Origin of the sequence: Enterococcus sp. 12C11_DIV0727, from assembly GCF_002148425.2 — a bacterium.
GTDB lineage: Bacteria > Bacillota > Bacilli > Lactobacillales > Enterococcaceae > Enterococcus_L > Enterococcus_L lemimoniae.
The window spans coordinates 260771-285529 of record NZ_CP147248.1 but is presented as its reverse complement, the minus strand read 5'-3'; the positions used below and the strand labels follow the sequence as shown (position 1 = coordinate 285529).

Annotated in this window: 21 protein-coding genes; 6 read left to right on the top strand and 15 right to left on the bottom strand. The window is 36.7% G+C overall.

Features of this window, described 5'->3' with window-relative positions:
• Nucleotides 1–20: 20 nt before the first annotated feature.
• The 5 genes from recQ to A5866_RS01380 all read right to left on the bottom strand — a co-directional run bounded on the left by recQ (nucleotide 21) and on the right by A5866_RS01380 (nucleotide 6480).
• Nucleotides 21–1808, bottom strand: coding sequence for a DNA helicase RecQ (gene recQ, locus A5866_RS01400; protein WP_086444590.1), 1788 nt, complete (start codon nucleotides 1806–1808; stop codon nucleotides 21–23).
• A 255-nt stretch (nucleotides 1809–2063) separates the two neighbouring features.
• Complete coding sequence (typA, locus tag A5866_RS01395) at nucleotides 2064–3899, bottom strand: translational GTPase TypA (protein WP_086281448.1); 1836 nt, start codon at nucleotides 3897–3899, stop codon at nucleotides 2064–2066.
• A 223-nt stretch (nucleotides 3900–4122) separates the two neighbouring features.
• Entirely contained in the window at nucleotides 4123–4896 is a 774-nt protein-coding gene (locus A5866_RS01390) for an inositol monophosphatase family protein (RefSeq protein ID WP_086281450.1), read from the bottom strand.
• A gap of 1 nt (nucleotide 4897) precedes the next feature.
• Nucleotides 4898–5176: a UPF0223 family protein gene (locus tag A5866_RS01385; RefSeq protein ID WP_086281451.1), complete on the bottom strand. Its 279-nt coding sequence runs from the start codon at nucleotides 5174–5176 to the stop codon at nucleotides 4898–4900.
• Nucleotides 5177–5211: 35 nt separating this feature from the next.
• Complete coding sequence (locus tag A5866_RS01380; protein ID WP_086444591.1) at nucleotides 5212–6480, bottom strand: voltage-gated chloride channel family protein; 1269 nt, start codon at nucleotides 6478–6480, stop codon at nucleotides 5212–5214.
• Between the two features lie 315 nt (nucleotides 6481–6795).
• Here A5866_RS01380 and A5866_RS01375 point away from each other — a divergent pair, with 315 nt between their 5' ends.
• Complete coding sequence (locus tag A5866_RS01375) at nucleotides 6796–8151, top strand: MATE family efflux transporter (RefSeq protein WP_086444592.1); 1356 nt, start codon at nucleotides 6796–6798, stop codon at nucleotides 8149–8151.
• Between the two features lie 69 nt (nucleotides 8152–8220).
• On the opposite strand, the gene A5866_RS01370 is transcribed toward A5866_RS01375, so the two are convergent.
• Both A5866_RS01370 and A5866_RS01365 read right to left on the bottom strand, forming a co-directional pair.
• Nucleotides 8221–8724, bottom strand: a complete 504-nt coding sequence (locus A5866_RS01370) for an HD domain-containing protein (protein ID WP_010771925.1) — start codon at nucleotides 8722–8724, stop codon at nucleotides 8221–8223.
• Nucleotides 8725–8956: 232 nt separating this feature from the next.
• Nucleotides 8957–9919: an aromatic acid exporter family protein gene (locus A5866_RS01365; RefSeq protein WP_086281456.1), complete on the bottom strand. Its 963-nt coding sequence runs from the start codon at nucleotides 9917–9919 to the stop codon at nucleotides 8957–8959.
• Nucleotides 9920–10035: 116 nt separating this feature from the next.
• Between A5866_RS01365 and A5866_RS01360 the strand changes: the two genes are divergently transcribed.
• Nucleotides 10036–10638 (top strand): FUSC family protein, encoded by a 603-nt coding sequence (locus tag A5866_RS01360; protein WP_086281458.1) that lies wholly within the window; start codon nucleotides 10036–10038, stop codon nucleotides 10636–10638.
• Nucleotides 10639–10680: 42 nt separating this feature from the next.
• Here the strand turns inward: A5866_RS01360 and A5866_RS01355 are convergent, their stop codons facing one another.
• From A5866_RS01355 to A5866_RS01340, 4 genes are all read right to left on the bottom strand, one after another.
• The gene (locus A5866_RS01355; protein ID WP_086281460.1) at nucleotides 10681–12159 is read right to left on the bottom strand and encodes a flotillin family protein; all 1479 of its coding nucleotides are present in this window, start codon (nucleotides 12157–12159) and stop codon (nucleotides 10681–10683) included.
• A 20-nt stretch (nucleotides 12160–12179) separates the two neighbouring features.
• Nucleotides 12180–12704: a hypothetical protein gene (locus tag A5866_RS01350; RefSeq protein WP_086444593.1), complete on the bottom strand. Its 525-nt coding sequence runs from the start codon at nucleotides 12702–12704 to the stop codon at nucleotides 12180–12182.
• A 252-nt stretch (nucleotides 12705–12956) separates the two neighbouring features.
• On the bottom strand, nucleotides 12957–16385 hold the full coding sequence (locus A5866_RS01345; RefSeq protein ID WP_086444594.1) for an ABC transporter permease: 3429 nt from the start codon (nucleotides 16383–16385) through the stop codon (nucleotides 12957–12959).
• Between the two features lie 6 nt (nucleotides 16386–16391).
• On the bottom strand, nucleotides 16392–17093 hold the full coding sequence (locus tag A5866_RS01340) for an ABC transporter ATP-binding protein (RefSeq protein WP_086281467.1): 702 nt from the start codon (nucleotides 17091–17093) through the stop codon (nucleotides 16392–16394).
• Between the two features lie 163 nt (nucleotides 17094–17256).
• Between A5866_RS01340 and A5866_RS01335 the strand changes: the two genes are divergently transcribed.
• On the top strand, nucleotides 17257–17934 hold the full coding sequence (locus A5866_RS01335) for a DNA/RNA non-specific endonuclease (RefSeq protein WP_086281469.1): 678 nt from the start codon (nucleotides 17257–17259) through the stop codon (nucleotides 17932–17934).
• Nucleotides 17935–18038: 104 nt separating this feature from the next.
• Nucleotides 18039–18425, top strand: a complete 387-nt coding sequence (locus A5866_RS01330; protein WP_086281471.1) for a hypothetical protein — start codon at nucleotides 18039–18041, stop codon at nucleotides 18423–18425.
• Nucleotides 18426–18475: 50 nt separating this feature from the next.
• Here A5866_RS01330 and nagA read toward each other — a convergent pair whose 3' ends face one another.
• Complete coding sequence (gene nagA / locus A5866_RS01325) at nucleotides 18476–19624, bottom strand: N-acetylglucosamine-6-phosphate deacetylase (RefSeq protein ID WP_086281473.1); 1149 nt, start codon at nucleotides 19622–19624, stop codon at nucleotides 18476–18478.
• A gap of 102 nt (nucleotides 19625–19726) precedes the next feature.
• Nucleotides 19727–20554 carry a helix-turn-helix domain-containing protein gene (locus A5866_RS01320; RefSeq protein WP_086281475.1) on the bottom strand — a complete coding sequence of 276 codons (828 nt, stop codon included), beginning with the start codon at nucleotides 20552–20554 and terminating at the stop codon, nucleotides 19727–19729.
• Between the two features lie 191 nt (nucleotides 20555–20745).
• Here A5866_RS01320 and A5866_RS01315 point away from each other — a divergent pair, with 191 nt between their 5' ends.
• Nucleotides 20746–20922 carry a hypothetical protein gene (locus tag A5866_RS01315; RefSeq protein WP_086281477.1) on the top strand — a complete coding sequence of 59 codons (177 nt, stop codon included), beginning with the start codon at nucleotides 20746–20748 and terminating at the stop codon, nucleotides 20920–20922.
• Between the two features lie 81 nt (nucleotides 20923–21003).
• Here A5866_RS01315 and A5866_RS01310 read toward each other — a convergent pair whose 3' ends face one another.
• Entirely contained in the window at nucleotides 21004–22221 is a 1218-nt protein-coding gene (locus A5866_RS01310) for a pyridoxal phosphate-dependent aminotransferase (RefSeq protein ID WP_086281479.1), read from the bottom strand.
• 181 nt (nucleotides 22222–22402) lie between these two features.
• On the opposite strand from A5866_RS01310, the gene A5866_RS01305 reads away from it, so the two are divergent.
• Complete coding sequence (locus A5866_RS01305; RefSeq protein WP_086444595.1) at nucleotides 22403–22942, top strand: STM3941 family protein; 540 nt, start codon at nucleotides 22403–22405, stop codon at nucleotides 22940–22942.
• Between the two features lie 46 nt (nucleotides 22943–22988).
• On the opposite strand, the gene A5866_RS01300 is transcribed toward A5866_RS01305, so the two are convergent.
• A complete protein-coding gene (locus A5866_RS01300; RefSeq protein ID WP_086444596.1) occupies nucleotides 22989–24638 on the bottom strand; it encodes a glycoside hydrolase family 13 protein in 1650 nt (549 codons plus the stop codon).
• Nucleotides 24639–24759 lie beyond the last annotated feature (121 nt).

The window sequence follows — 24759 nt, the reverse complement described above, 5'->3', positions numbered from 1 at the left end:
TTTTAATTGATTCAATACACTCAATGAATAGTTGAATCTTTTTCTTCTAATTGTTTGAATGTTTCAATTGCCGCCAGAAATTTTTCGCCGTATTTATCCAATTTATTCTGACCTACACCTTTTACCTGTAGTAACTGAATTGAATTTTTAGGTAGTTTTTCGCACATTTCTTTCAAAGTACTATCTGAAAAAATCAGGTATGGCGGTACTCCTGCTTCTTGCGCTAGATCCATTCTTAATTCTCTCAAGGTTTCAAAGAGTCCGTCATTGACTACGACCTTGCGAACGCGCTGATCTTCTTTTCTAAAAACTGTCTGCTGTCCTAACAGAACTTGGACTCCTGTTGGCGAAACAGACAACAATGGATATTGTCCATCTGATGGATTCAAGTATCTTTCTGCTGTTAGATAGTCGATTAGTTGATTGACTTCTTTTTGTGTCCGATCCTTCATCAAGCCATAAGTAGGCAAACGATTAAAGTGCCACTGATCGATTTTTTGATCTTTGGAGCCAGTTAAGACTTTCCCAACTAAGCCCTTACCAAATTTTTCACCCATTCGCTTCACACAAGAAAGTACTTTTTGAACATCCACTGTGATATCCACTAATTCCCGCTCATCCAAGCAATTAGAACACCGACCACAGTCAAACCCTTTCTCGCCAAAGTAACGTAAAATAAACTTTTGAAGGCACATTTGGGCATTGGCATATTGAGACATTTCTCTTAATTTCATATATTCTTTTTGTTTATAGTCGATCGTCATTTCGGATTGATCAATAAAAAACTGTTGGATTTGAAGATCTTGCGGTGCATATAATAACACGGAATCACTTGGAAGTCCGTCTCGACCAGCACGACCGGCTTCTTGATAGTAAGATTCAATATTGCCTGGAATTTGAGCATGGATAACAAAACGGACATTACTTTTATTGATCCCCATACCAAACGCATTGGTTGCAACCATTACTTGGAGTTTATCAAATAGAAATTCTTCTTGATTATGATTACGTTGTTTCTCATTCATCCCACCATGATACATCCCTACAGCGATTTTTTTGCTTTGAAGTAAATGATAAATCCGCTCTACTTCTTTTCTAGTGCTTGCATAAACAATACCTGATTGTCCTTGGTTCAATTTCAAATACTCTAATAGAAAGACATCACGATTTTGGTCTTTAACCACTTGAAAGGATAAGTTCTCTCTGGCAAAACCCGTCTGGACTTGATTCTCTTTTGGAATATGCAATTGTTTAAGGATATCTTCTGCTACTTGAGGCGTTGCTGTCGCAGTTAATGCAATAACTGCCGGTTGCTGCTGAAATTGCTCAATGATCTCAGCTAAACGTAGGTAACTTGGACGAAAGTCATGTCCCCATTGTGAAATACAGTGCGCTTCATCCACCGCTAGTAGATCAATTGGAACATGTAATAACAGTTGCTGAAAATCAAAGGATTCTAACCGCTCAGGTGCTACATATAAAAGCTTGACTTCGCGATTAACTGCCATTTGAACCCGTTTGTTCATTTCTTGTTGGGAAATTGTACTATTAATAAATGTCGCAGGAATCCCCATCATATTTAAAGCATCGACTTGGTCTTTCATCAAAGAAATTAATGGCGAAATCACCAAAGTTAAGTTTTCTAGCATAAGCGCTGGTAGCTGATAACAAATCGATTTCCCTCCGCCTGTAGGCATAATCCCAAGAACATTTTCTTTATGTAAAACATGATTGATGATTTTTTCTTGTCCTTGACGAAATTCGTCATATCCAAATTTTTCTTTCAGTAGCTCTTTGATGTCAATCATGAAATTCTCTCCGTTCCTCGTGTCTGGTTGTTATTTTAGCATGGGCTATACGGCAATTCAAGGGAGGATTTACTCACTGTGAAACAATTTACTACGTGTGAAACACCATTGGATTTTCTAAAAATAGCAAAACCTACATTTATCAAGGTTCTTATTGTTAAGATACGTCTTTTCTTTCGCTATTCATTAAAGTTATCCACAAAAAAGATGGAACAAAACTTTTTAAGTCTTGTTCCATCTATTCAGCTTTTTAATTTATTCAGCTACTTTTTTCTTTTTACTAGCTTTTTCACGTTCGTTTTTATTAAGAATTTGTTTTCTTAAACGAATGTTTTCTGGTGTTACTTCACAATATTCATCATCATTCAAGAATTCTAATGATTCTTCCAATGTAAGGATTTTTGCTTTTTTGATAACTGATGTTTGGTCTTTATTAGCAGAACGAACGTTAGTCATTTGTTTTGCTCTTGTGATGTTTACAGTCAAGTCATTATCACGGTTGTTTTCACCAATGATCATTCCTTCATATACATCAGTAGTTGGTTCAACAAAGACCGTTCCACGTTCTTCAATACTCATGATACTGTAAGTTGTTGCTTTACCTGTATCGATTGAAACCAATGCACCTTGATGGCGTCCGCCAATTGTACCTTGAATCATTGGTAAGTATTGATCGAATGTATGGTGCATGATGCCGTATCCACGAGTCATTGACAAGAATTCAGTTGTATAACCGATCAAACCACGAGCTGGTGCTAAGAAAATCAAACGGATTTGCCCATTACCAGTGTGGATCATATCTTGCATTTCACCTTTACGTAAGCTTAATGACTCGATAACACTACCCATATATTCTTCTGGCGTATCAATTTGAACACGCTCAAACGGCTCACATTTTACGCCTTCGATTTCACGTTCGATAACTTCTGGACGAGAAACTTGCAATTCGTATCCTTCACGACGCATATTTTCAATCAAGATTGATAAATGTAATTCTCCACGACCAGATACGGTCCAAGAATCTGGTCCGATTGGTTCTACGCGTAAAGATACATCTGTTTGTAGTTCAGACATTAAACGTTCTTCGATTTTACGAGACGTTACATATTTACCTTCACGACCTGCAAATGGTGAATTATTGACTAAAAATGTCATTTGCAATGTTGGTTCATCAATGTGCAAAATTGGTAATGCTTCTTGATGTGCCACGTCAGCAACTGTTTCACCAACAAAGATATCTTCCATACCAGAAACGGCAATTAAATCGCCAGCTTTGGCTTCGTTGATTTCAACACGTTGCAAGCCAAAGAAACCAAAGATTTTAGTTACACGGAAATTTTTGACACTACCATCTAATTTCATCAAAGCAACTTGGTCGCCAACTTTCATTGTTCCACGGAACACACGGCCAATACCGATACGTCCAACATAGTCATTATAATCTAATAATGATACTTGGAATTGTAATGGCTCATCTGAGTTATCCACTGGAGCTGGTACATGTGCAATGATTTGATCAAAGATAGGTGCCATAGTTGCTTCTTGGTCTTCAGGATTATCAGAATCACTTGAAGTTCCATTTAAAGCTGATGCATAAATAACTGGGAAATCCAATTGATCATCATCTGCGCCTAATTCAATAAATAATTCTAAAACTTCATCAACAACGTGCTCGGGACGTGCTGAAGGTTTATCAATTTTATTTACAACTACGATTGGTGTTACTTTTTGTTCCAATGCTTTTTTCAATACAAAACGAGTTTGCGGCATTGTTCCTTCGTAGGCATCAACGACTAAAACTACACCATCTACCATTTTCATGATACGCTCAACTTCACCACCGAAGTCCGCGTGTCCAGGTGTATCTAAGATGTTGATACGAGTACCTTTGTAATCAACTGCTGTATTTTTAGCTAAAATCGTGATTCCACGTTCGCTTTCAATCGCATTTGAATCCATTGCACGTTCTTGTAATTGTGTGTGTCCATCTAAAGTATCTGATTGTTTTAAAAGTTCATCTACTAATGTTGTTTTACCATGGTCGACGTGGGCGATGATAGCCACGTTTCTAATATCTTCTCTGTATTTCAATGTAATTGCTCCTTATCCTTTTGCCTTACGTCACTTGTTCATTAAATCCGACTGTTTATTATAGCAAACTTTTTTCATGAAATATAGTCTAAAGCTTTCAAAAGTTGTGAAAACTTCATATTTTATTGCCTTTTTTTGAAAAAATAACACATTTACTGAAAAAATGCAATATTTTTCTGCTAAGCACTCGTTGGTTTTCTTCTATTTAAACCACTGAACAGTGTTATCGCCGAATAAAATTTTCTAAAATCTGTGTATAAGCTGTCGGTGTTGCCGCTAAGAAATATTCACGATTTGCAAACGCCAATGGTTTTCCTTCTATATTAGAATACTGATAGCCAAACTCATTGAGTAAAACTAACCCTGCAGCATAATCCCAGGGACTCAAGTTAGAAATATAGCCGATATGACTTCCTTTAAGCATGGCAATCAACTCGACCCCGGCACATCCACTAACCCTGATTCCCATACTGGCGTGACCGATTTCGCCCGCAGCATAAATGTTTTTACCATACATATACGCATTCATACCGAGTAACCCTTCCGATAGCCCCACATCTTTTGGCGGTGTTAGTCTTTGCTCATTAAGAAAGACCCCTTGATTTTTACCGCCCCAATATAATTCATCTTTCATCACATCATAAATAAAACCCAGTTGTCCAATCTCCTCTTCATATACCGCAATCATGATACAAAAATTTTCTTGTTCCATTACAAAATTCATCGTACCGTCGATTGGATCGATGATCCAAACTCGTCCTTTTAGAGAATCAATCGTATCAAATCCTTTTTCTTCTGCTAAAATCCGATCATTTGGATAATGTTGGTTGATTTTTTTTATGAAAAAAGCTTGTATCTCTTCATCAATATTCGTGACTAAATCCGTTCTATTTGATTTTTGAGAAACTGTCAGTTTATTTGTTAGACTGACTTGTATATAACCTGCTGCTTCGTTTAGCCATTCTTTGATTTGACTAACCATTTTTTCTGAGGTCAATTTAATCAGCTCCTAGTTTCAATCTACCTGATTCCTGTTTTTTAGCTTGTTGAACGGTTCGATATAATGAGTATCCTGATGCTTTTTGAAACTCATTTCCTAAACGCTTTTCTTCGCCAATACTTTTAACAACCGTTTTAAATTGTTGATAGGTCTTTAAAAAAGTGCCTGTATCGATCCCAGTTTCATTTGCTTGTTCGACCGCTGACCACAAATTGGTTACGATCACCATTTCATCAGTTGTCCAATCTAAGTCTAAAGGGTATTGATAATCTTTCATGCCTTCACCTCACTATATAGTTTATCACACGTTTGTTATTTCTTTTTTCTATCTTGCCAATAGGTCAAAATCGGTAAAAATAAATTGCCTTTTTCGGTTTCGATTTTTTGAGCGGAATAAATTCCAGCATTGCCAGAACACATATAACTAATCAAACAAATCATAAAAAAGAATAATGCAGCTTCACTCCCAAACAACTCGATTCCCATGATAAAACAGGCAACCGGCGTATTGGTCGCTCCAGAAAAAACACCAATAAAACCTAAGCCAGCTAAAAACGGAACTGACAAATGTAACACGAACGCTAAACTACTTCCTAATGTCGCACCAATTTCAAACAACGGCGTCACTTCTCCACCTTGATAACCTGCACCTAATGATAACACTGTAAAGAATAACTTTCCAAGAAAGTCAAACCAATGATTAGTGCCTTCAAAGGCATCTTTTAATAACGGCAAACTTAGTCCAAGGTAACGTTGTGTTTGCAATACAAAAACAGCCGCTACAACTATCGCTCCACCTATAAAGTTTCGTAAAACAACATTTTCAAACCAGTGTGCGTAGACCTTTTTGACCCAAACAATCGAACGGCTGAATAACCAGCCAACCACCCCAAAGCAAACGCCTGCGACCATTATTTTAACGAATAACAGCGAAGACCAATTTGGTATTTGACCCATGTTGTAGTGTGTGTGTGTTACACCAAATGAGTCCGTTACAAAATTAGCAAAGAAGGCCGCAAAAAAACTTGGAAAAAGGCCATCTGACCTTAAACGACCGATTACCAAGACTTCCAAACCAAAGATTGTTCCTGCTAAAGGCGTCCCAAAAACAGAACTAAAGCCCGCACTAATCCCACTTATGATCACAATTTCTCGTTCAATCTTTTCCAAACGAAAAAGCTGACCTATAGCATTTGCTGTAGCTCCGCCCATTTGAACAGCTGTCCCTTCACGCCCAACAGACCCACCAAATAGATGTGTCGTAATGGTGCCGAACAAGGTCAACGGAATCAAACGCAACGGGATATTTTCTTGTTCACCATTCGCTTGATCAATGACAAGATTATTGCCTCGTATGGCATTTCCTCCGTACTTTTTATATAAAAAAGCAAAAATGGCCCCACTGACCGGTAATAAAAATAATAGCCAAGGGTTATCTAATCTGATCTGTGTTACTGCATCTAAGCTTTTTAGAAAAAAAGCAGATAACGTCCCCATTACAACTCCGATCAAGGATGCAATCAGTAGCCATTTGAACATATAAATACTGATTTTTATCGGCATATTTAATTTGCGTTCCACTTCGTCATCTCCTCATTTTGGCATCAACTATTCTATCATACCACTACTTAATTCCATGCTGGTCAATTATATCAATATTTACTAAAAGAAACGAGAAAAACATACATTTTATTACTAAGAATTAGTCAAAAAAAACGGTTAAAATTAAAATTTGATTTAGCTCAATAAAGCACTTGCAAAGGATAGATATTGTGCTATTATGAATAGGAAATTTTCTTTATTTTTTTCTATTTATTCTATTGATATCGCTATTTTTTTGAAACTGCCGAGAGTACCGTTCTAGAACGGTCTTCTCAATGTGAAAGGATGTTTTCATTGAAAGAATTAACACATGGCAATCCTGCTAAACTAATTTTTTTCTTTACGATTCCATTATTGATTGGCAATATTTTCCAGCAATTCTATAATATGGCGGACATGATTATTGTTGGGCAGACCCTCGGGAAAGACGCACTAGCAGCTGTTGGCTCAACTGGTAGCATTACGTTTTTAATCATCGGCTTTGCTCAAGGTTTGACGGCTGGCCTTTCTATCTTGACATCCCAACGCTTTGGTGGACAAGATTATCGTGGCGTAAAAAAAAGTTTTGCCACAGGCATCATTATTAGCGGAATCGTGACTATTGTTTTGACTGCCTTAAGTTTGATTTTTGTTCGTCCAATGCTAGTACTAATGCAAACACCAACTGAAATCATTGATGACGCTCAGATCTTCATTTCCATTATTTTTGCTGGAATTTTTGCGGCAATGGCTTTTAATCTGCTTTCCAACATAATTCGTGCATTAGGTGATAGTCGTACGCCTTTATTATTTTTGATTGTTGCTAGTATTATCAATGTGGTCTTAGATTTGATTTTGATCCTTAATTTCCATATGGGTGTTGCGGGAGCTGGTATTGCTACTGTCACGGCTCAAATTGTTTCAAGTCTCCTCTGCGTAATTTATATTCGCTGGAAGATCCCTAATCTTCAATTACGAAAAAAAGATTTTTCTATTGATAAACAAGAGTTTCGAGCACATTTAAATATTGCGTTACCCATGGCCTTTCAATCATCAATCATCGCGATTGGTGCTATTATTTTACAAGCAGCGCTTAATAGTTTAGGTACTGATGTTGTTGCAGCCCAAGCAGCAGCGGGAAAAATCGAGCAATTTGCTACCCAACCGATGATGTCCTTTGGTATTGCCATGGCAACTTTTACTGCACAAAATTATGGTGCGAAAAAATATAAGCGTATTTTACAAGGGGTTAATCAATGTTTGGTTATGAGTATTGGCTTTAGTCTTTTAGCAGGCGGCATCGTTGTTCTCTTTGGTCAAAATTTAGTGACCCTTTTTGTTAGTGCAAAAGAAACTGAGGTCTTAAACCTTTCTCAAATTTACTTCAATGTCAACGGCAGTATGTATTGGTTATTGGCGATCTTATTCATTATTCGTTACACCTTACAAGGACTTGGACAAAGTGTTATCCCAACAATAGCTGGTATCATGGAGTTGATTATGCGTTCATTTGCAGCAATTATTTTAACTGCCTCTCTAGGCTTTGTTGGAGCTGCTTTAGCGTCTCCACTTGCTTGGGCTGGTTCTGTGATCGTTTTGTTAGCTTCCTATTTCAAGGCAATCAAGCGATTGAAGCACTTAGAACAGGAACAACTGACCGAAAGGCTATAAATTTTGTTTATAATTGGACAGCAAAAAACATCGACCGATCTTCTTTTTGAAAATCAGTCGATGTTTTTCTTATACAGATTGTTTTCTTGGAAAATATTGACGCCATTTTGCTTTTACTGAATTCGTCATCGGTTCAGATGCTTCTTTGACAGCGCAATATTTGTCTACCATTGTAACAATGTAGCTTTCTTTGTATTTCGGCGGAGCAATTGTTGCCCCCCACATATGCTTGATGATAATATCTCGTTCTAAGTCTGAAAGTTCAGTTAACTTCTCAGCATTTTTTACCGCAATTCTTGGATGCATATAGGCATGAGAACCCTCATCAAACTTCGTTGTACGCCAATCGTAATAGAACAAATCATGCAACAGACCCGCACGAGCTGTAGCTCTGGCATCACCATTCCATTTTTTAGCTAATTTATAACTATAATAAGAAACACTGATTGAATGATCTAAACGAGTTGAGTGAACATGCTGCGTGTAGTTCCCTAAACGCTGTACTTCTTCGGTTTCCAATAAATCTTCCACATAAGACATATATTCTTGATCTTCACGCCATTTTTCAGTCATTAATTCTGGTTCCACCTTTTTAGAGAGTTACTATTTTTATTGTTTCATTTAAGAAAAAGTCTTTTTTTAACTTGATGAAATTATAGCACCTTGATTTTACAAATACTAGGATTTTTGAATTCCGTAACTAAACTTTAATATTTGCTTTATAAATAACGAAAAAAACTCACATTTCCAATCCATAGCAACCAGAATCATCTATAAAACTTCCCCTTCATATATCTTGTTGACATCATTTGTTTTCGATTTGCTGCTTAGCGAATTCCACTTTGATTTCGATAAAAGATTGGAACATTTGTAAAAACTGAAACAATTGTGCGCGATTTTCAAATTCTTCTCTCGTTTTTGGCAATTCTTTTTTGCGATACGCGTCATAGACTTGATCGATTCGATCTAAGATCTCTTGACCATCATTATTTTCTGCAAAAGTTTCGGCAGTGTATTGTAATAACTCTTGAATATTTCCTACTTGTTCTGGCTCAACAGTGATATTTTCAAGAATTCGTAACATATCTTTGAGATGATTGCTTTGAAGGCGCCTCATGGTAAAATACTCAATGTAATAGTGATTCGATGAAATTAATTGATTTTCAGCATGATTTTTCGCCCAATTTTCCCCTGTTCTGATAAAGGCTTTCAAATCATTACACTTTTCAAATAGATCTCGCTCTTTAACGTGTTGATTCAGATAAGCTGCCATATTATTCAAAATTTTACGGAACATCGTTTCGATTACTTCTTGATCTTCTTTTAAGCGCTTTTCTGTATCCGGCATATATAAATTCATCAGTAACGCAAAACCCACTCCAATTGTCATCAATAAAAATTCATTCCCAATAATCGTCCATGACAAATCTTGCTCAACTAGATATTGCGTCACTAAAACGGAACTTACTACGATTCCATCTGAAAGCTTAAAATAAACGGCTCCTGGAATAAATAAAAGTAAAAAGACACCAAACGCAAAGGCGTTGAACCCTAAAATAGAGAAGCACAGATACGCAATCGCTGTGGCTAAGGCTAAAGAAAGTAGTCGATACAGCCCTGTCAATAAAGAGGTTTTTTTGGTATTGGTAACGCTCAACACAGAGATGATCCCAGCAGATGCAGGATATAATAGACCCAAGCTTCCTGCAACGATCATTGATAAGGTTGCACTCACGGCGGTTTTAACTGTTCGTAATCCAATTTTCATTTGATTGCTCCTCACAAAATGATTAATCTTTTGTTTTAATACTAGTAATTTTACCTCTATTTCGGTTATCATTAAATAGAAAACTGATTAAATCTTGATTATAGGAGAGAAAGCTCATGGAAGTCGGTCCTTTTCGTTTAGGTATGCGCACATTGAAAACAGCTTTAGCTGTTATGCTATGTATTATTTTATTTAAAGTATTCGATCGGGGCGCACCGATGATTGCGGCTTTAGCTGCCGTTTTTTCATTACGGCAAGATTTAACAACTAGCCTTACATTTGGAAAATCAAGGATTCTTGGGAATACCTTAGGTGGCGGTTTAGCTATCGTGTATTTTTTAGTGAAGGATCTTTTTTCCAATGACTTTTTGGTCGAACTGTTTTTATTACCCTTCTTAGTCATAATCGTGATCGTCATCTCTGATGGGATGAACAATAATTCGGGAATCATTTCGGCAATTGCTACTTTACTACTGATTTCGTTAAGTATTCCTCAAGGAGAGTCGTTTTATTTTGCTTTATCAAGGGTGATCGATACCTTCATTGGAACCTTTATCGGGATTGGACTAAACTTTTTCTTTAAGCCAAAACCAACGGAAGAAAAACATGAAATCGATGAAGATTTAGCCGAATTGGCCAAGAAAGAAAAAGAGTTGGAAGAACTGAAACAGAAAGTTCAAGCACGGGTTGAAGCAGAAAAAGATAATGAACGGAAATAATAAAAAACTGCCAAAATCTTACCTGATTTTGGCAGTTTCTTACTATTCTTTATCGCTAGATGGATCTTCTCCATAGAAATTCACATTACTGTTCGTTCCCTTTTTAGAGAAATTTTCAATCAATTCTTTCACATCTAAGCCTGTTGTTTCTTTTAATGTTTCTTGTGTGCCAGCTAATAAGTTTGTAGCATAGTTCGTAATACGGTTTGCTCCGGCATTTTCGCCACCGCCACCTGTATCAACAACTGAAATTTTATCAATGTTGCTAAGTGGTTGTGCGGCTTCTTTCATTAATTGTGGTAACATTTCCATAACCATACTTAAAACAGCTGCTTCGCCGTATTCCTTGAAAGCATCGGCGATTTTTTGTTTCGCTTCGGCTTCGGCAGCACCACGAGCTAAAATTGACTCAGCTTCTGCTTGACCTGCAAGTCGTGTTTGATTGGCTTCGGCTTCCGCTAATGATTCCACTCGGAAACGTTCAGCTTCGGCTTCCGCTACTTCACGGGCCTTTTGTGCTAACGCTTCTTGTTCTTTAGCATAACGATCGGCATCCGCTTTTTTCTTCACTTCTGAATCGTATTGTTTTTCACGACGAACGATTTCTTTTTCTTCCAACTCGATTTGTTTTTGACGCTCGATGACTTTAACTTCCATCTCTTGAGCAATAACTTCCTGTTGGGCTTTAGCTGTCTCTAAGTTATAGGCTTGGTCAGCCTTAGCTTTTGCAATATCTTGTGCTTCTTTGTAGGTAGCTAATTTTAATTCTTTTTCTTTTGAAGCTTCAGCGATTTCAGTCTGACGTTGTAATTCAGCTTGTTGTGATTCTTTTTCCGCTTCGGCTTTTTTGATTCGCGTTTCTTTCCAAGCTTCAGCTTCAGCGATATCTGCATCACGTTTTACTTGGGCGATCCGAGGTTTCCCTAAAGAATCTAAATAACCGTTTTTGTCTCGAACTTCTTTGATGGTAAATGATACGATAATCAACCCCATTTTTGCTAAGTCGACACTGGCAACTTCCTGTACACTTTGGCTGAATTTATCACGATTTTGATAAATTTCTTCGACAGTCATAGAACCTAAGATTGAACGTAGATGTCCTTCTAGTACTTCTCGTGCTTCATTTTCAAGTTCTTCACGAGTTTTGCCTAAGAATTGTTCTGCGGCTGTAGCAATTTCTTCTACTGAAGAACCGATCTTGATGATCGATGTTCCATCACACATAACAGGAACCCCTTGCTCTGTGTATACTTCTGGCGTCGATACATCTAACTTACTAGATAATAAGCTGATTCTGTTTGAACGTTGGAAGACAGGTAATACAAAAGCCCCACCACCACGAACAATTTTTATTTTATTACCTCGCTCATCAGCATGGACATTCTTGCTCCCTAAATAACTACCACTAATGATTAACGCTTCATCTGGTTTAGCTGTTTGATATTTTGAAATAAAAACGATCAACATCATCAATAAAATAAACACAACCAAAACAATTGGTCCTAAAATACCTAATTCCATTTTCTTCTATCCCTTCTTTTCTATAATTGTAAACTACCACCATAAGGAACCACATAACATACGCGGTCTTTGATCTCGATGATCAGAACTTGTGCTCCTCGTTCAATTGGTCGTTTCTGCGGAGCATAAAAAGCAGCTGGCCGGCTGATCGATCCAGTGACACTTTTGAATTGGATTTCGCCCATTCCACTGATTGGAATCGGTGTAACAACCGTTGCGGTATTCCCTTCCATGTCTTTCTCTGAAATTGAAATAGTTGATTCCGCATTTTTCAACGGCATCAATACATAGAAATTCAATAAAAAGACAAGAATTGATGCAATTGCTCCACTCAGTAGAAACAGCATCAGATGATTCCACCCCAATAACCGTTCTCCCAAATAACCGAATAGTGAGGTAAAAGCCAACCAGGGAATTGCCAACATTGGATCGATTGGCCCATCAAAATCAAAAATATCCCCAAAAATCACCAATAAGACGGCCAATACCGCACAAATAATCAATACATAAAGATAAATCGTTTCAATTGGAATACCTTGTATCACGTTTTCACACCCTTTCGCCTACCTAAAAAATCTCAATTTAACCACTGTTCAGTTGCTTAAGTAAAGACCCATTCTTTTTGATCGTTCTCCCGAAGATACTTATATTTTACCAATAATTTGTACAAAATGACAGCTAATCTTGAAAAATCATTCCAAAGATGTATGTGTTCTCAAAAAAAGAAAAATGAAATGAGAGCGGGACAAAACTAAAGATCAGTTTTATCTTGCTCTCACTTCATTTATCAATATCATTTATTCATTTGATTTTAATGCTTCAATCATATCAACTTTTTTCAACTTTCTATGCATGAAAACCATAACTAGTAATGTAAAGAATAATGTGAGTAGCGCTGAGTAGAAGTAACTCAACCAGTGGATCGTTGGTGAGAACATCAGCATATCAACTTCAACCGTCGTCAAGACATAACTGTGAACCAATTTTCCAAAGAAGCAACCGAAGAAAATACCGATCAACGTTAAAATAATATTTTCACGATACACATACATCGTTACTTCATTATCATAAAAACCTAATACCTTAATAGTAGAAAGTTCTCGGATTCGTTCGGAAATATTAATATTGGTCAAATTATATAACACGATAAAGGCCAATAAACCGGATACCGTGATTAAGACCCACACGACAATATTTAAACTGTGAATCGTATCATCTAAAGCATCACTTGAAATGGATAGGAAGGAAACATTTAATACTTTTTGGTTTTCCATCAATTCTTTACCAATGCTTGCCTCAACTTTCTCACTTGGCGCCTGATCAAAAAGTAAAAATTCTGTGTTATAGCGTGGCGCTTTTTTCATTATTTTTTCATAATAAACTGGTGACATATACGCAAAATGTCCCGTGTAATTTTCAGCTATCGCATTGATTTTAAGCTTGTATTCTTTATTATCACTATCTTTCAAAACAAGAGTATCACCCGTTTTATAATGAAATAGGTTAGCTAGTTTTTCATTAATGATCACACCATCATCGGTCAATTGGTACTTATCTCCCGATTGTCGATCGTTGAATAAAATAAACTGATCAATTTCTTTAGGATTCTCCGGTACATAGATTGAAACATCTTGCTTAGCATTCGAATTATTCGTTGTTTTTAAAGATTCCACATATAATGGCATGGTTTTTTTCAAGCCTTCGACTTTGTCCAATACCTCTTGATATTGCTGCGTTGCTTGCTCAGATGCTTCATCTTTAAACGTTACGATTGCTTGATAATGCCAAATTTTATTAAATTGTACTTCGACAATATCAGAAATGGAATCTTTTAATCCAAAACCTGTAATAATCAATGCCATGCAGCCCGCAATACCTAATACCGTCATCAACATCCGTTGTTTGTAACGGAATAAATTGCGTGCCGTAACTTTTTGAATAAAACTCAATCGATTCCAAATTGGTTTGATTCGCTCTAACCAAATTCTTTGCCCTGCTTTTGGTGCCTTAGGGCGCAACAGACTAGCTGGCGTACTGAATAAATCAATGCGTAGAACCACCATCGCAGCACCTGCCGTACATAGAAGCGCTACTAAAATCCCAATCAAACTGTAACTTAAATACCAAGGAGTAACAAAATCAGGAATATTATACAATTGTCCATATGCATCAAAGATAATCGTTGGGAATAAATAGTAACCAACAAATAATCCTAAAACAGCGCCACAGATACTGGCAATTGCCGCATACACTAAAAACTTAAAGGCAATTTCACCATTTCGATAGCCTAACGCTTTCAGGCTACCGATTTCCATTCGTTTTTCTTCGACCATACGCGTCATTGTCGTTAAACTCACTAAAGCCGCAATCAAGAAAAAGAAAATCGGAAAAAAAGTTGATAAAGAAGAAATACGCTTAGCGTTATCTTCATATTCTGAATAACCTGGATTATCATCTCTTGTAAAGTAATAATAATCTGCTGCTTTTAAATCAGCTAATTCTTTTTGTTTCTCTTCCAGTTGTTGTTTAGCATTATTCAATTTAGGGATCGTTTCCGTTTTTTTCTTTTCGAATTCAGCAAGACCTTGATCATAAGCTGTTTGACCTTGATCAATTTTGGCTTGCGCTTCATTTAATTTCGCCTGACCATCTACTTTGGATTGTTCTAATTGTGCTTGACCAGCTGCTAATTGTGCTTTTCCAGACTCTAGTTGGGCTTGTGCTTGAGCAATTTGAGCTGCGGCTTGATCTAGTTGTTGTTGACCATCGTTATACTGTGTAATCGACTGATTGATGGTAGCAATTGTTTGATCTAGTGTTTGTAACCCTTCCGTTGCCTGAGCTTGTTGGCCTGATAAATTTGCTAAAGCACCGTTGATTACACCCATAACACCTGCAATATTGTTTCTTTCAGGTTGACTGATCAATTGATTGATCGCCGTTGTTAGTTCAGCTGGTGCACCTAAGCTTTGAACTGCTCCTTGAAGTTGGGGTGCTGCATCAGCAATACTTTCTGCTAATAATTCATCAGGCACTCGATCTAATAGAGCAACTGATGCACCTAAACTTTGATAACCATTAACGAACTGATTCAATGATTCATTGGATGTTGCTAGTTCATTACGTTGTTGTTGTAAACCAGGTAATGCGTTTTGTCCTTCAGTAACTTTTGCTGTAGCTTGAGCTAATTCATTTTGCTTTGTTTCAAGTAGACTTTTTTGCGCAGCGAGCTCATTTTCACCCTCTGTAATAGTCAATTGATTTGTTGCTAGTTCATTCTCTGCAGCTGTGATTTGTTGGGTGTAAGCAGCTTGAGCTTGGGCTAATTCTTGTTTACCAGCAGATAAGGTCTGTTCGCTCGATTGTAATTTAGCTTCAGCATCTTTTAAAGCATTTTCACCCTCTGTAATTCCTTTTTGCGCTTTGTCAAAAGAAGCTTTTGATTCTTCTCGAATTTCCTGTACCCGTTGTTCAGGTCGTTTTTCCATTGCTTGTTCAACAGAGGTAACTGCAGCAACACGTTTATCCTTGTAAACTGACGAGTAACTGTCAATACTGTTTAATCCTTTGAAAGACACCAAAATTTCAGTATACGTCGAAAGATCCAGATCTTCTTTAGGAATTACTGCAAAAAAATCTAAAGAACCTTTACCGATCGTTGTATTTCCTCTTGATGTATTTTCAATATATTCAGGTGATTGGACAAATCCGACGATTTTGAATCGATCTTTTCTCAAAGCCTGATCTTGATTGTCTTCTTTTGAAAGGGTTAATGTTTCGCCTAATTTATAGTGCCCGCGTAATTGCGCCAGGTCATCTAAAACAATTTCTCCACTTTTTTCAGGCATACGTCCGCTAACCACTTTATAATCAATCAAAGGTTGTTTTTCTTTTAGATCATAGCTAACAAATTTCACCGCTACATTGCGTTCACTGATAGCTAAATCTTTTGTGTATCTAGGGAAAACCGTTTCGACCTCTTTCACCTGTTTAACCGCGTTAATATCGTTATCCGTTAAGCCAAGCGTTGAAACGATCCGAGCATCGGGTAACTTTTGTTTTTGATAGTAGTTAGTTGCGGTCTGAGTCATATCAGGTCCTGTCGCTTTTAAACCAACAAAAACCATCACGCCTAGAAAAATAATACCCATGATCGAAATAAAGCGCGTTTTTGATTGTTTGATTTCACGAAAACTAGTTTTAAGTAAGGCTGTTTTTTTCAACACTACCACCTACCATTCTATCTCAGATACGGGCTTTGGTACTTCATTGATTGTCACGTTTCGAACTTTTGCATCATTGATACGGATCACACGATCTGCCATTGGGGCAAGGGCAGAATTATGGGTAATAATGATCACAGTTGTGCCAGTATTACGAGCAGTTTCTTGTAAAATTGTTAAAATTTGCTTACCCGTTTCATAATCAAGTGCACCCGTTGGCTCATCACACAATAATAGTTTAGGGCGTTTAGCAATCGCTCTGGCAATCGTCACACGCTGTTGTTCGCCTCCCGATAATTGTGCTGGAAAATTATCCAGTCGTGCACCTAAGCCAACAGATTTTAACACTTCTTCTGGATTTAAGGCATCTGAAACAATTTGCGACGCTAATTCAACATTTTCTTTTGTTGTTAAATTCGGGACTAGATTGTAAAATTGAAAAACAAAACCAACATCATTTCGACGATACGTTGTTAATTGCTTCTCATTGAATTTTGCAATATCCGTTCCATCAATGACGATTTGTCCTTCGTCACATGAATCCATACCACCTAAAATGTTCAATACAGTTGATTTACCAGCACCGCTCGGACCTAAAATAACTGCGACTTCTCCTTTTTCTACCGAAAAAGTAATCCCATCATTTGCAGCAATTGTGGTATCTCCCATATGATATCTTTTATATTCATTTATTACATCGATATATGCCATGATTTAAAATCCCCTCTCAAGGGAATTTTATCATAAGAACGCAAACTAGTCCTCTTATAGCTTAAAAGCTTTTTGATTTTTTGATTTTTTTTCGTATAATAGAAGGATGACTTATGCAAAATCTACGATAAAAGTCAGCTTTATTTAAGTTAGGAGAGAAAACATGGCAAGAAAGAAACAAAAACCGCCTTTCAATCCAGCAGTGATGCTTGTGGCAGTGCTAATTATTTTAGTTTTAGGTGTATTTGGAGTACAAGTTCCAGATACTATTCAAGAAATGTTTGGTATCGACACACATCAGCCGCAACAGCAAACCAAACCATCTACAGCAAAACCAGTCAGTTCCACAAATCCTGGACCTAAAGAACTTGGTCCTGCAACTTTTTCAACCGCTGAAATGAAAGATAGTCAAAAAGGCTGGATTGATTATCACGCTTTAGATTCACTTGATCGCGCAACTGGTGCCGATGCGTTATTAAAACCAGCTATGGTCAATACTGGAACCTCTGCTAATAAAGATATTCGTCCCCCAGGCTTTATTTCTGGCTTGGAGCCGACACTTCATTCTAGAGGACATTTGATTGGACGCCAACTTGGTGGTTCTGGTGATGACCAGCGAAATCTCACTACACTTTATCAAACACCCGTCAATACACCTTATATGACTAAATATGAAAATCAAATTCGCCAAGCACTAGATAATGGCGAAACGATTCGTTATCGAGTAACACCCGTTTATGAAGGAACTGCACTATTATGTAAGCAAATCGATCTTGAAGCTAAAGGCTTAAACAAAAATACCACTATTGATTTTCGCGTCACGATCTTAAATGAACGATAGAGTATTACTTTTTTTATATTGACCTATGGTAGAAACGGATTGAACAGCTGATTTCGCAAGAGCTTGAATAAGCTTACTTCATTTTAAAATCAGGAGGCATAGAGATGGATTTTCAAAAAATCAAAGAAGAACTCACAAAAACAGATCCACAAATTTTTTTAAGTACCGTTTTAGAAAATGAACAAGATGAGGATAGCACGATCATTTTCAGCCAAACACTTGAAGCACAATTTGAAGAGACAATTCAATACCTTGCTTCTGATGAAACCATTTCCTTAGATGATCTTTCACTTTGGCAAGAACATGGCTTTCTAGTCGTTGCGCAAACCATTGACGGTGATTATATTGCCGGGACCAATGAACAAACTTTTGTGATCCCGGTTTCTCTTTATAAAACGGATATTGAAGTGTATGACTTATTTTTATCAGATTTTTTTATTGCGTATTTCAACAACAGCCTAACCTCATCTATCTTACCTAAAAATGACTAAATAAAAAAACAGACTTTAGCCAAATAGCTAAAATCTGTTTTTTATTTATATTAAGCACGATAACGTTCTACGCCATCTAAATAAGTTGCAGCCAATTCCATCGTTGGATCTAACACGATAAAGTCAGCATCGCGTCCGTTTGCGATCATCCCGCATTGATCATCGATCTTACAACTAACAGCGGGTACTAATGTTGCCATCATGATTGCTTGTTCTGGTGTAGCAATTTCCCAATCAACCACGTTTTTGATAGCTTCTTTTAATTTCAAAATACTACCTGCTAGGTTACCAGATTCTAAACGAGCTGTGCCATCTTTCACGACAACAGGAAATTCACCTAAATTGTAGTTACCATCAGGCATGCCGCCAGCCATCATACAGTCAGTGATCAACGCCACGTGATCATGTCCAGCTTTTTCCATCAGAATATCTGCTGCATTTGGATGGACATGATGACCATCACAAATCAATTCAGAGAACACATGATTTAATGACATCAACGCACCAACCATCCCAGGTTCACGATGATTTAGTCCACGCATACCGTTATAAGCATGGACAAACACGCTAGCACCAGCTTCGACTGCATCTGTTGCTTGTTCTAACGTTGCATCACTGTGTCCCAAGGCAACAACGACACCTTCATCCGTTACAGCTTTTACAAATTCTTTAACCCCTTTGCGTTCTGGTGCTAAAGCGATTTTTTTGATCAAACCACCAGAAGCTTCTTGCCATTCATTGAACGTTGCAAGATCTGGATCGCCAAAGTAGCTAGGGTTTTGAGCACCTTTGTGTTCTTCGGTAAAGAATGGTCCTTCAAAATAGATTCCTTGAACTTTTGCACCAGGAACATCTTGATATACCTCACCAATTGTTTTAGCAACATCTTTCAAGCGTTCTTTGCTTGAGGTTAAAGTTGTTGGTAAAAATGATGTCACACCACAAGACAATAATCCTTCTGACATGACTTTTAACCCTTCAGCATCACTATCCATAACATCATGATTCATGTAACCATGAATATGAGTATCTACTAAACCTGGTGCAATCCATTTTCCTTCTTCTTTAATCACTGTTGCATCGCTTTCTGGTACTTCTTTATAAAAGTCACCAAATACTCCATCTGTGATTTCTAAATATCCCGGTCCTTTTACATCACTTTTTAAAAAGAACTTTTCAGCAAAGATAAACGTTCTCATCTTCATCCTTCTTTCTTTAATTTTCTACTTTAACGGTACTCTTAAAATCAGTTAAAGTCAAGAATGGTGTAGACCTTTTCAGATTTTTTTACTTAACTTTCGTTAGATTTTAATGGTTTCGATCCGACGAATTTGTTCAGATAAAATTTGATACTCAGTTGCTTTCTCTGATTGCCCTTTTACGATCATCAATTGGCTTTTTAGTTGAAACAACTCACTTAAATAATAATAGCTATTGCGGTGTCTTGACCAGACGATCCCTTGATCGATATAGATTTGTGCTTCTTCTAACCGTTTTTGATCGGTTAAGAATTTAGAATAATTATAAAATATCTTAGTCAATTCAGCTGTTACTCGTTCATTGGGTAATTTATGAAAATAATGAATGCTTAACTTTAAGTACTTCTCAGCTTCAATAAACTTTCCAATACTACTATAGGTGCTACCAATACAACTGATCACTTGTATTTCAAAATCTGATAAATTGTCCTTGTTCGCTTGATATGTATAAGAAAGCCCTTTTTTTAGATCTAATATCGCATGTTCAAAATCGCTACACAAATAAAATTTACAACTGCCTAAATAATAATAGTAACGCTGCCAATCAGTATCTAAATGTAATCGTTCTTCAATTTGCGTTGCTTTCATATACGTCATTATTTTTTCATATTCTTTATGGCGAAAATAATCCGCTATTTTTTCAAATATTTGAGTGATCAGTCGAACTTCATCTGATTTAAACTGCATAATCTGATCCATTGTTACACCTAAGCGTTGGCAGATTTGTTGCATCACTACTACATTGGGCAACTCTTCATTATTTTCGATCCTACTCAATACACTTTGTGAACAAATGTCTTCTGATAACATTTTTTGTGTTAATTTTCTATTCTTACGAATTTCCTTAATGACTGCTCCAAAAGAATCCATACTTTCACTCCTACGCCGATTTCAATTCTATACCACTATTAAAAAGCCTTGTCTATCTAAAATTTCAAAATATGCGAATTCGCATTATGCATTTATTGTACTTTATAGCATAATATACTGCAAGAACATTACCTACTGCTAAACCGAGACGATTTAAAATAATTTTACTTTGCAAATAAGGAGTGTTACTCATGACACAGGAGAAACGAATTAGCTTTAGTTGGGATAGAAGTAGCTATTCAGGCTATGTCGAAAAAGAATATGAAAATGCTTATTTGGTTGTTGTTTCAGATCCCAGTCCAGACATGGAAGAAAAATATACAAATCGGATGGTAATTAGTAAAAAAGATTGTCAAACTGCAGAATAATTTTATGTAGGGCATTCTTAAAATGAGAGTGACTCAAAACTTGAAAAGTTTTGAGTCACTCTTTTTAATTTTGCAACATGCTTACTTTTGTTTGTAGGTACTTAAAAATTCACGCATTTTTTCGGTTGTAAATTTCAAGTCTTCCATTTTTGGTAGATAAACGATTCTAAAGTGATCTGGTTGTGCCCAATTGAAGCCGCCGCCATGCACTAATAAAATATGATGTTCATGGAGAAAATCCAAGACAAACTTTTCATCATCGTAAATATTAAAACGAGCGGTATCAATTTTTGGAAAGATATAAAAAGCTGCTTTTGGTTTTACTGCTGAAAGGCCAGGAATATCATTGATCGCATTATAAATATATTCCCGTTGTTCATAAATTCTACCACCAGGAAGGAGTAGATCATCCACACTTTGATAACCACCTAAAGCAGTTTGGATAATTTGCTGCGATAATACATTAGAACATAGCCGCATAGACGCCAGCATATTCAACCCTTCAATGTAGCCTTTTACATGTTTTTTATTACCACTAAGGACCATCCAACCGCAACGGAACCCAGCCACTCGATGTGATTTAGACAAACCGTTTAGTGTAACAACGAATAAATCAGGCGCTAATGTCGCAATTGGAATATGAGTCAAGCCATCCATCACTAAACGATCATAGATTTCATCCGAAAAGATAATCAAATCATTTTGTCTCGCTATTTCAACGATTTGTTCCAGTATTTCTTTAGGGTACAAAGCTCCTGTTGGATTATTTGGATTGATCAAAACAATAGCTTTGGTATTTGTTGTCACTTTTGATTTAATATCATCAATGTCTGGATACCATTCGGCTTGCTCGTCACAAATATAATGTACAGGATTTCCGCCAGCTAACGATATTGAAGCTGTCCATAAAGGATAATCTGGCATTGGCACAAGTACTTCATCGCCATTATTCAACAAACCCTGCATACACATTGAGATCAATTCACTCACACCATTACCAGTATAAATATCGTTGATCGTCACATTAGGAAAGCCTTTGATTTGGCAATATTGTTCAATTGCTTTACGAGCTGAAAAAATCCCTTTTGAATCAGAATATCCTTCTGAATTACGGACATTCATGATCATATCGCGAACGACTTCATTCGGCGCATCAAAACCAAAAGGGGCGGGATTACCAGTATTAAGTTTTAAAATGCGAATGCCTTCTTCGTGCATTCTGTCCGCTTCTTCTAAAACCGGACCACGTACATCATAACTCACACCATCAAGTTTGTTGGATTTTTCAAAATTTCTCATACTGTATCCCTCATTTTCAAAATTTATATCTTTAAAGTTACGCCACATAGAAAAAAAAAGCAATGAAAAATTGCAAATTTTCTAAAAAAAAAAGTGAATTCGTTAGAACTCATTGATTTTCAGCCAAATAGTCAAATTTTATGCTATTCTATTATAGGTAAAAAAAATTAAGGAGCGAATAATGAAAGAAGAATTTGTTGTGTATCAAAGTAAAGGAAAACAATTGTTATTGATTTTTTTATCAGTTATTATGACTGGTGTATCAGTATTTTTGATTTTTCCCCAAGATCTTGATGTCGGCTTTTTAGGTGGCAGTGGGTCATTCTTGATTCCTTTAGTTGGAATCATTGGAACTATTTTTTTTGGCTTTTGTTTAGGCTATTCGATCAAGCTACTCTTACTTGGTAAACCGGTCGTAATCTTGACTAAAGAAGGATTTTACGATTACTCAAGTGCACTTGCTACAAAAGATCGCTTGATTCCTTGGAAAGACGTTACAGATATCGGCGTTTTCAACGTGTCTGGCCAAAATTTTATCTCCATCCGTCTAGAAAATAGAGAAGAATTTCTAGCTTCATTAAGTACGATTACTAGAAAAGCGGCTCAAGCTAACTTAAAATTAGGTTCTTACGAAATAAATATTACAATGCAAAGTGCTAAAAATGTTTCATTAGAAGAATTATTGATGCATATGGCTGAATATTGCGACGCAGCGAAATAAAAAATCGAGCAATTTTCTTTTTAAATAAAGAAAATTGCTTGATTTTTTATTTATGTTTATAGACCCTCGCTTCATAAGGAGCAAAAATGGTATGTTGATGAATTGTATGATCGTTAAGATTAGACAGTTGTAAATCCCATTCTTCAATCTGAACATTTTCTGGTAAATCAGCAGAAGCAAATTCCTTCGACAAATTGCTGATCACTACAAATCGCTCGTCTGCTAATCGACGGCTATAAACAAATAATTGTGGATGATCCGGCAAATAAAGTTGATAACGACCATAGATCAAGGCTTCGTTTTCCTTTCTAAGTTGGATCACTGCTTTATAAAAATTCAAAACAGAAGTTGGATCATTCAACTCATGTAATACATTGATCTCTTGTTTGTTTGGATTGATCCTCATCCATGGCTTTCTTTTAGAAAAACCAGCATATTCTTCAGCCGTCCATTGCATCGGCGTTCTTGCATTATCTCTGGCAGTTTTGCGAATCAGGTTCAGTGCGTTTTTAGGATCTACCCCTGAATGGATCATTTCATAATAGAAATTTTTCGTATCAACCGCATCAATTTCATTAATTGAAGTAAATGGCAGATTCGTCATACCAATTTCTTGTCCTTGATAAATGAAGGGGGTTCCTTGCAGCAATAAAAATGTTAGAGCTAAGGCTTTGGCCGATGCTTGCCAAAATACCTTCTCTTCACTACCAAAGCTAGATACAGAACGGGGAATATCATGATTTTCCATATACAGGGCATTCCAGCCCCGCCCGTCGGCTAGTGCCTCTTGCCAAGCAGTGAGTGCCTTTTTAAACTGGATAACATCGACCGTTTCTTGTTCGTCTTTATTCCAAAGAGAAATATGATCAAATTCAAATAACATATTAAAATAGCCTGTAGTTTCTCCCACCCATTGATATGCTTCAGCAGCGCTGACACCATTTGCCTCACCAACAGTTAAAATATCTCGCTTTTTAAAAATATCTCTGAGATCATTTAAATGTGTTTCAATACCTGGCACGTTTTTAAATGCTTCAAATGGATCTTTTGTTGAAGTTGTTTCTAAGGGTGCTTTTTTTATATGAGAAATTGCGTCGACCTGAAAACCGTCAATCCCCTTGTCCAACCACCAATCGATCATTTGAAACAAGTCTCTTTTTACTCGAGGATTTTCCCAATTCAGATCTGGCTGTTCTTTAGCAAAAACATGGAGATAATACTGGTTGGTCCTTTCATCATATTCCCACGCAGAACCGCCAAAAATTGAAACCCAATCATTAGGTGGCCCATCCATAGTTCCATCCGCCCAAATATAGTAATCACGATAATCATCCTTTAGCGATGATCTTGATTCCACAAACCAGGAATGTTGATTTGAGGTATGATTGATCACTAGATCCATGATTATTTTGAGTCCTTGCTCATGAGCTTCTTTCAATAATAAATCAAATTCTTCCATTGTGCCAAAGGTCCCAAGTATTTTTTGATAATCACTTATATCATAGCCATTATCTACATTGGGTGATTCATAAATTGGCGTGATCCAGATAAAACCAATTCCCAGTGACTTGAGATAATCCAATTTTGAGCGAATTCCATTTAAATCGCCAATACCATCATTGTTTGTGTCCATAAAACTAGCTGGATAAATCTGATAGCCCACTGCTTCTTTCCACCAAGTACGCCTAATTGCCATACGGATCACTCCAATTTGTTTATGTCTTTCATCTATTATATAAGATATGATCAAAAAGCGTATCTGAAATGCATAGAATTTACGATTACAGCTGGATGCAAATACGTAGAAATGAATCAAT

Coding starts and splice junctions, on each gene's coding strand:
- recQ (WP_086444590.1), bottom strand. CDS start 1,808: ATGATTGACATCAAAGAGCTACTGAAAGAAAAATTTGGATATGACGAA.
- A5866_RS01385 (WP_086281451.1), bottom strand. CDS start 5,176: ATGAAAGATTATCAATACCCTTTAGACTTAGATTGGACAACTGATGAA.
- A5866_RS01370 (WP_010771925.1), bottom strand. CDS start 8,724: ATGACTGAAAAATGGCGTGAAGATCAAGAATATATGTCTTATGTGGAA.
- A5866_RS01365 (WP_086281456.1), bottom strand. CDS start 9,919: ATGAAAATTGGATTACGAACAGTTAAAACCGCCGTGAGTGCAACCTTA.
- A5866_RS01360 (WP_086281458.1), top strand. CDS start 10,036: ATGGAAGTCGGTCCTTTTCGTTTAGGTATGCGCACATTGAAAACAGCT.
- A5866_RS01355 (WP_086281460.1), bottom strand. CDS start 12,159: ATGGAATTAGGTATTTTAGGACCAATTGTTTTGGTTGTGTTTATTTTA.
- A5866_RS01340 (WP_086281467.1), bottom strand. CDS start 17,093: ATGGCATATATCGATGTAATAAATGAATATAAAAGATATCATATGGGA.
- A5866_RS01335 (WP_086281469.1), top strand. CDS start 17,257: ATGGCAAGAAAGAAACAAAAACCGCCTTTCAATCCAGCAGTGATGCTT.
- A5866_RS01330 (WP_086281471.1), top strand. CDS start 18,039: ATGGATTTTCAAAAAATCAAAGAAGAACTCACAAAAACAGATCCACAA.
- nagA (WP_086281473.1), bottom strand. CDS start 19,624: ATGAGAACGTTTATCTTTGCTGAAAAGTTCTTTTTAAAAAGTGATGTA.
- A5866_RS01320 (WP_086281475.1), bottom strand. CDS start 20,554: ATGGATTCTTTTGGAGCAGTCATTAAGGAAATTCGTAAGAATAGAAAA.
- A5866_RS01315 (WP_086281477.1), top strand. CDS start 20,746: ATGACACAGGAGAAACGAATTAGCTTTAGTTGGGATAGAAGTAGCTAT.
- A5866_RS01310 (WP_086281479.1), bottom strand. CDS start 22,221: ATGAGAAATTTTGAAAAATCCAACAAACTTGATGGTGTGAGTTATGAT.
- A5866_RS01305 (WP_086444595.1), top strand. CDS start 22,403: ATGAAAGAAGAATTTGTTGTGTATCAAAGTAAAGGAAAACAATTGTTA.
- A5866_RS01300 (WP_086444596.1), bottom strand. CDS start 24,638: ATGGCAATTAGGCGTACTTGGTGGAAAGAAGCAGTGGGCTATCAGATT.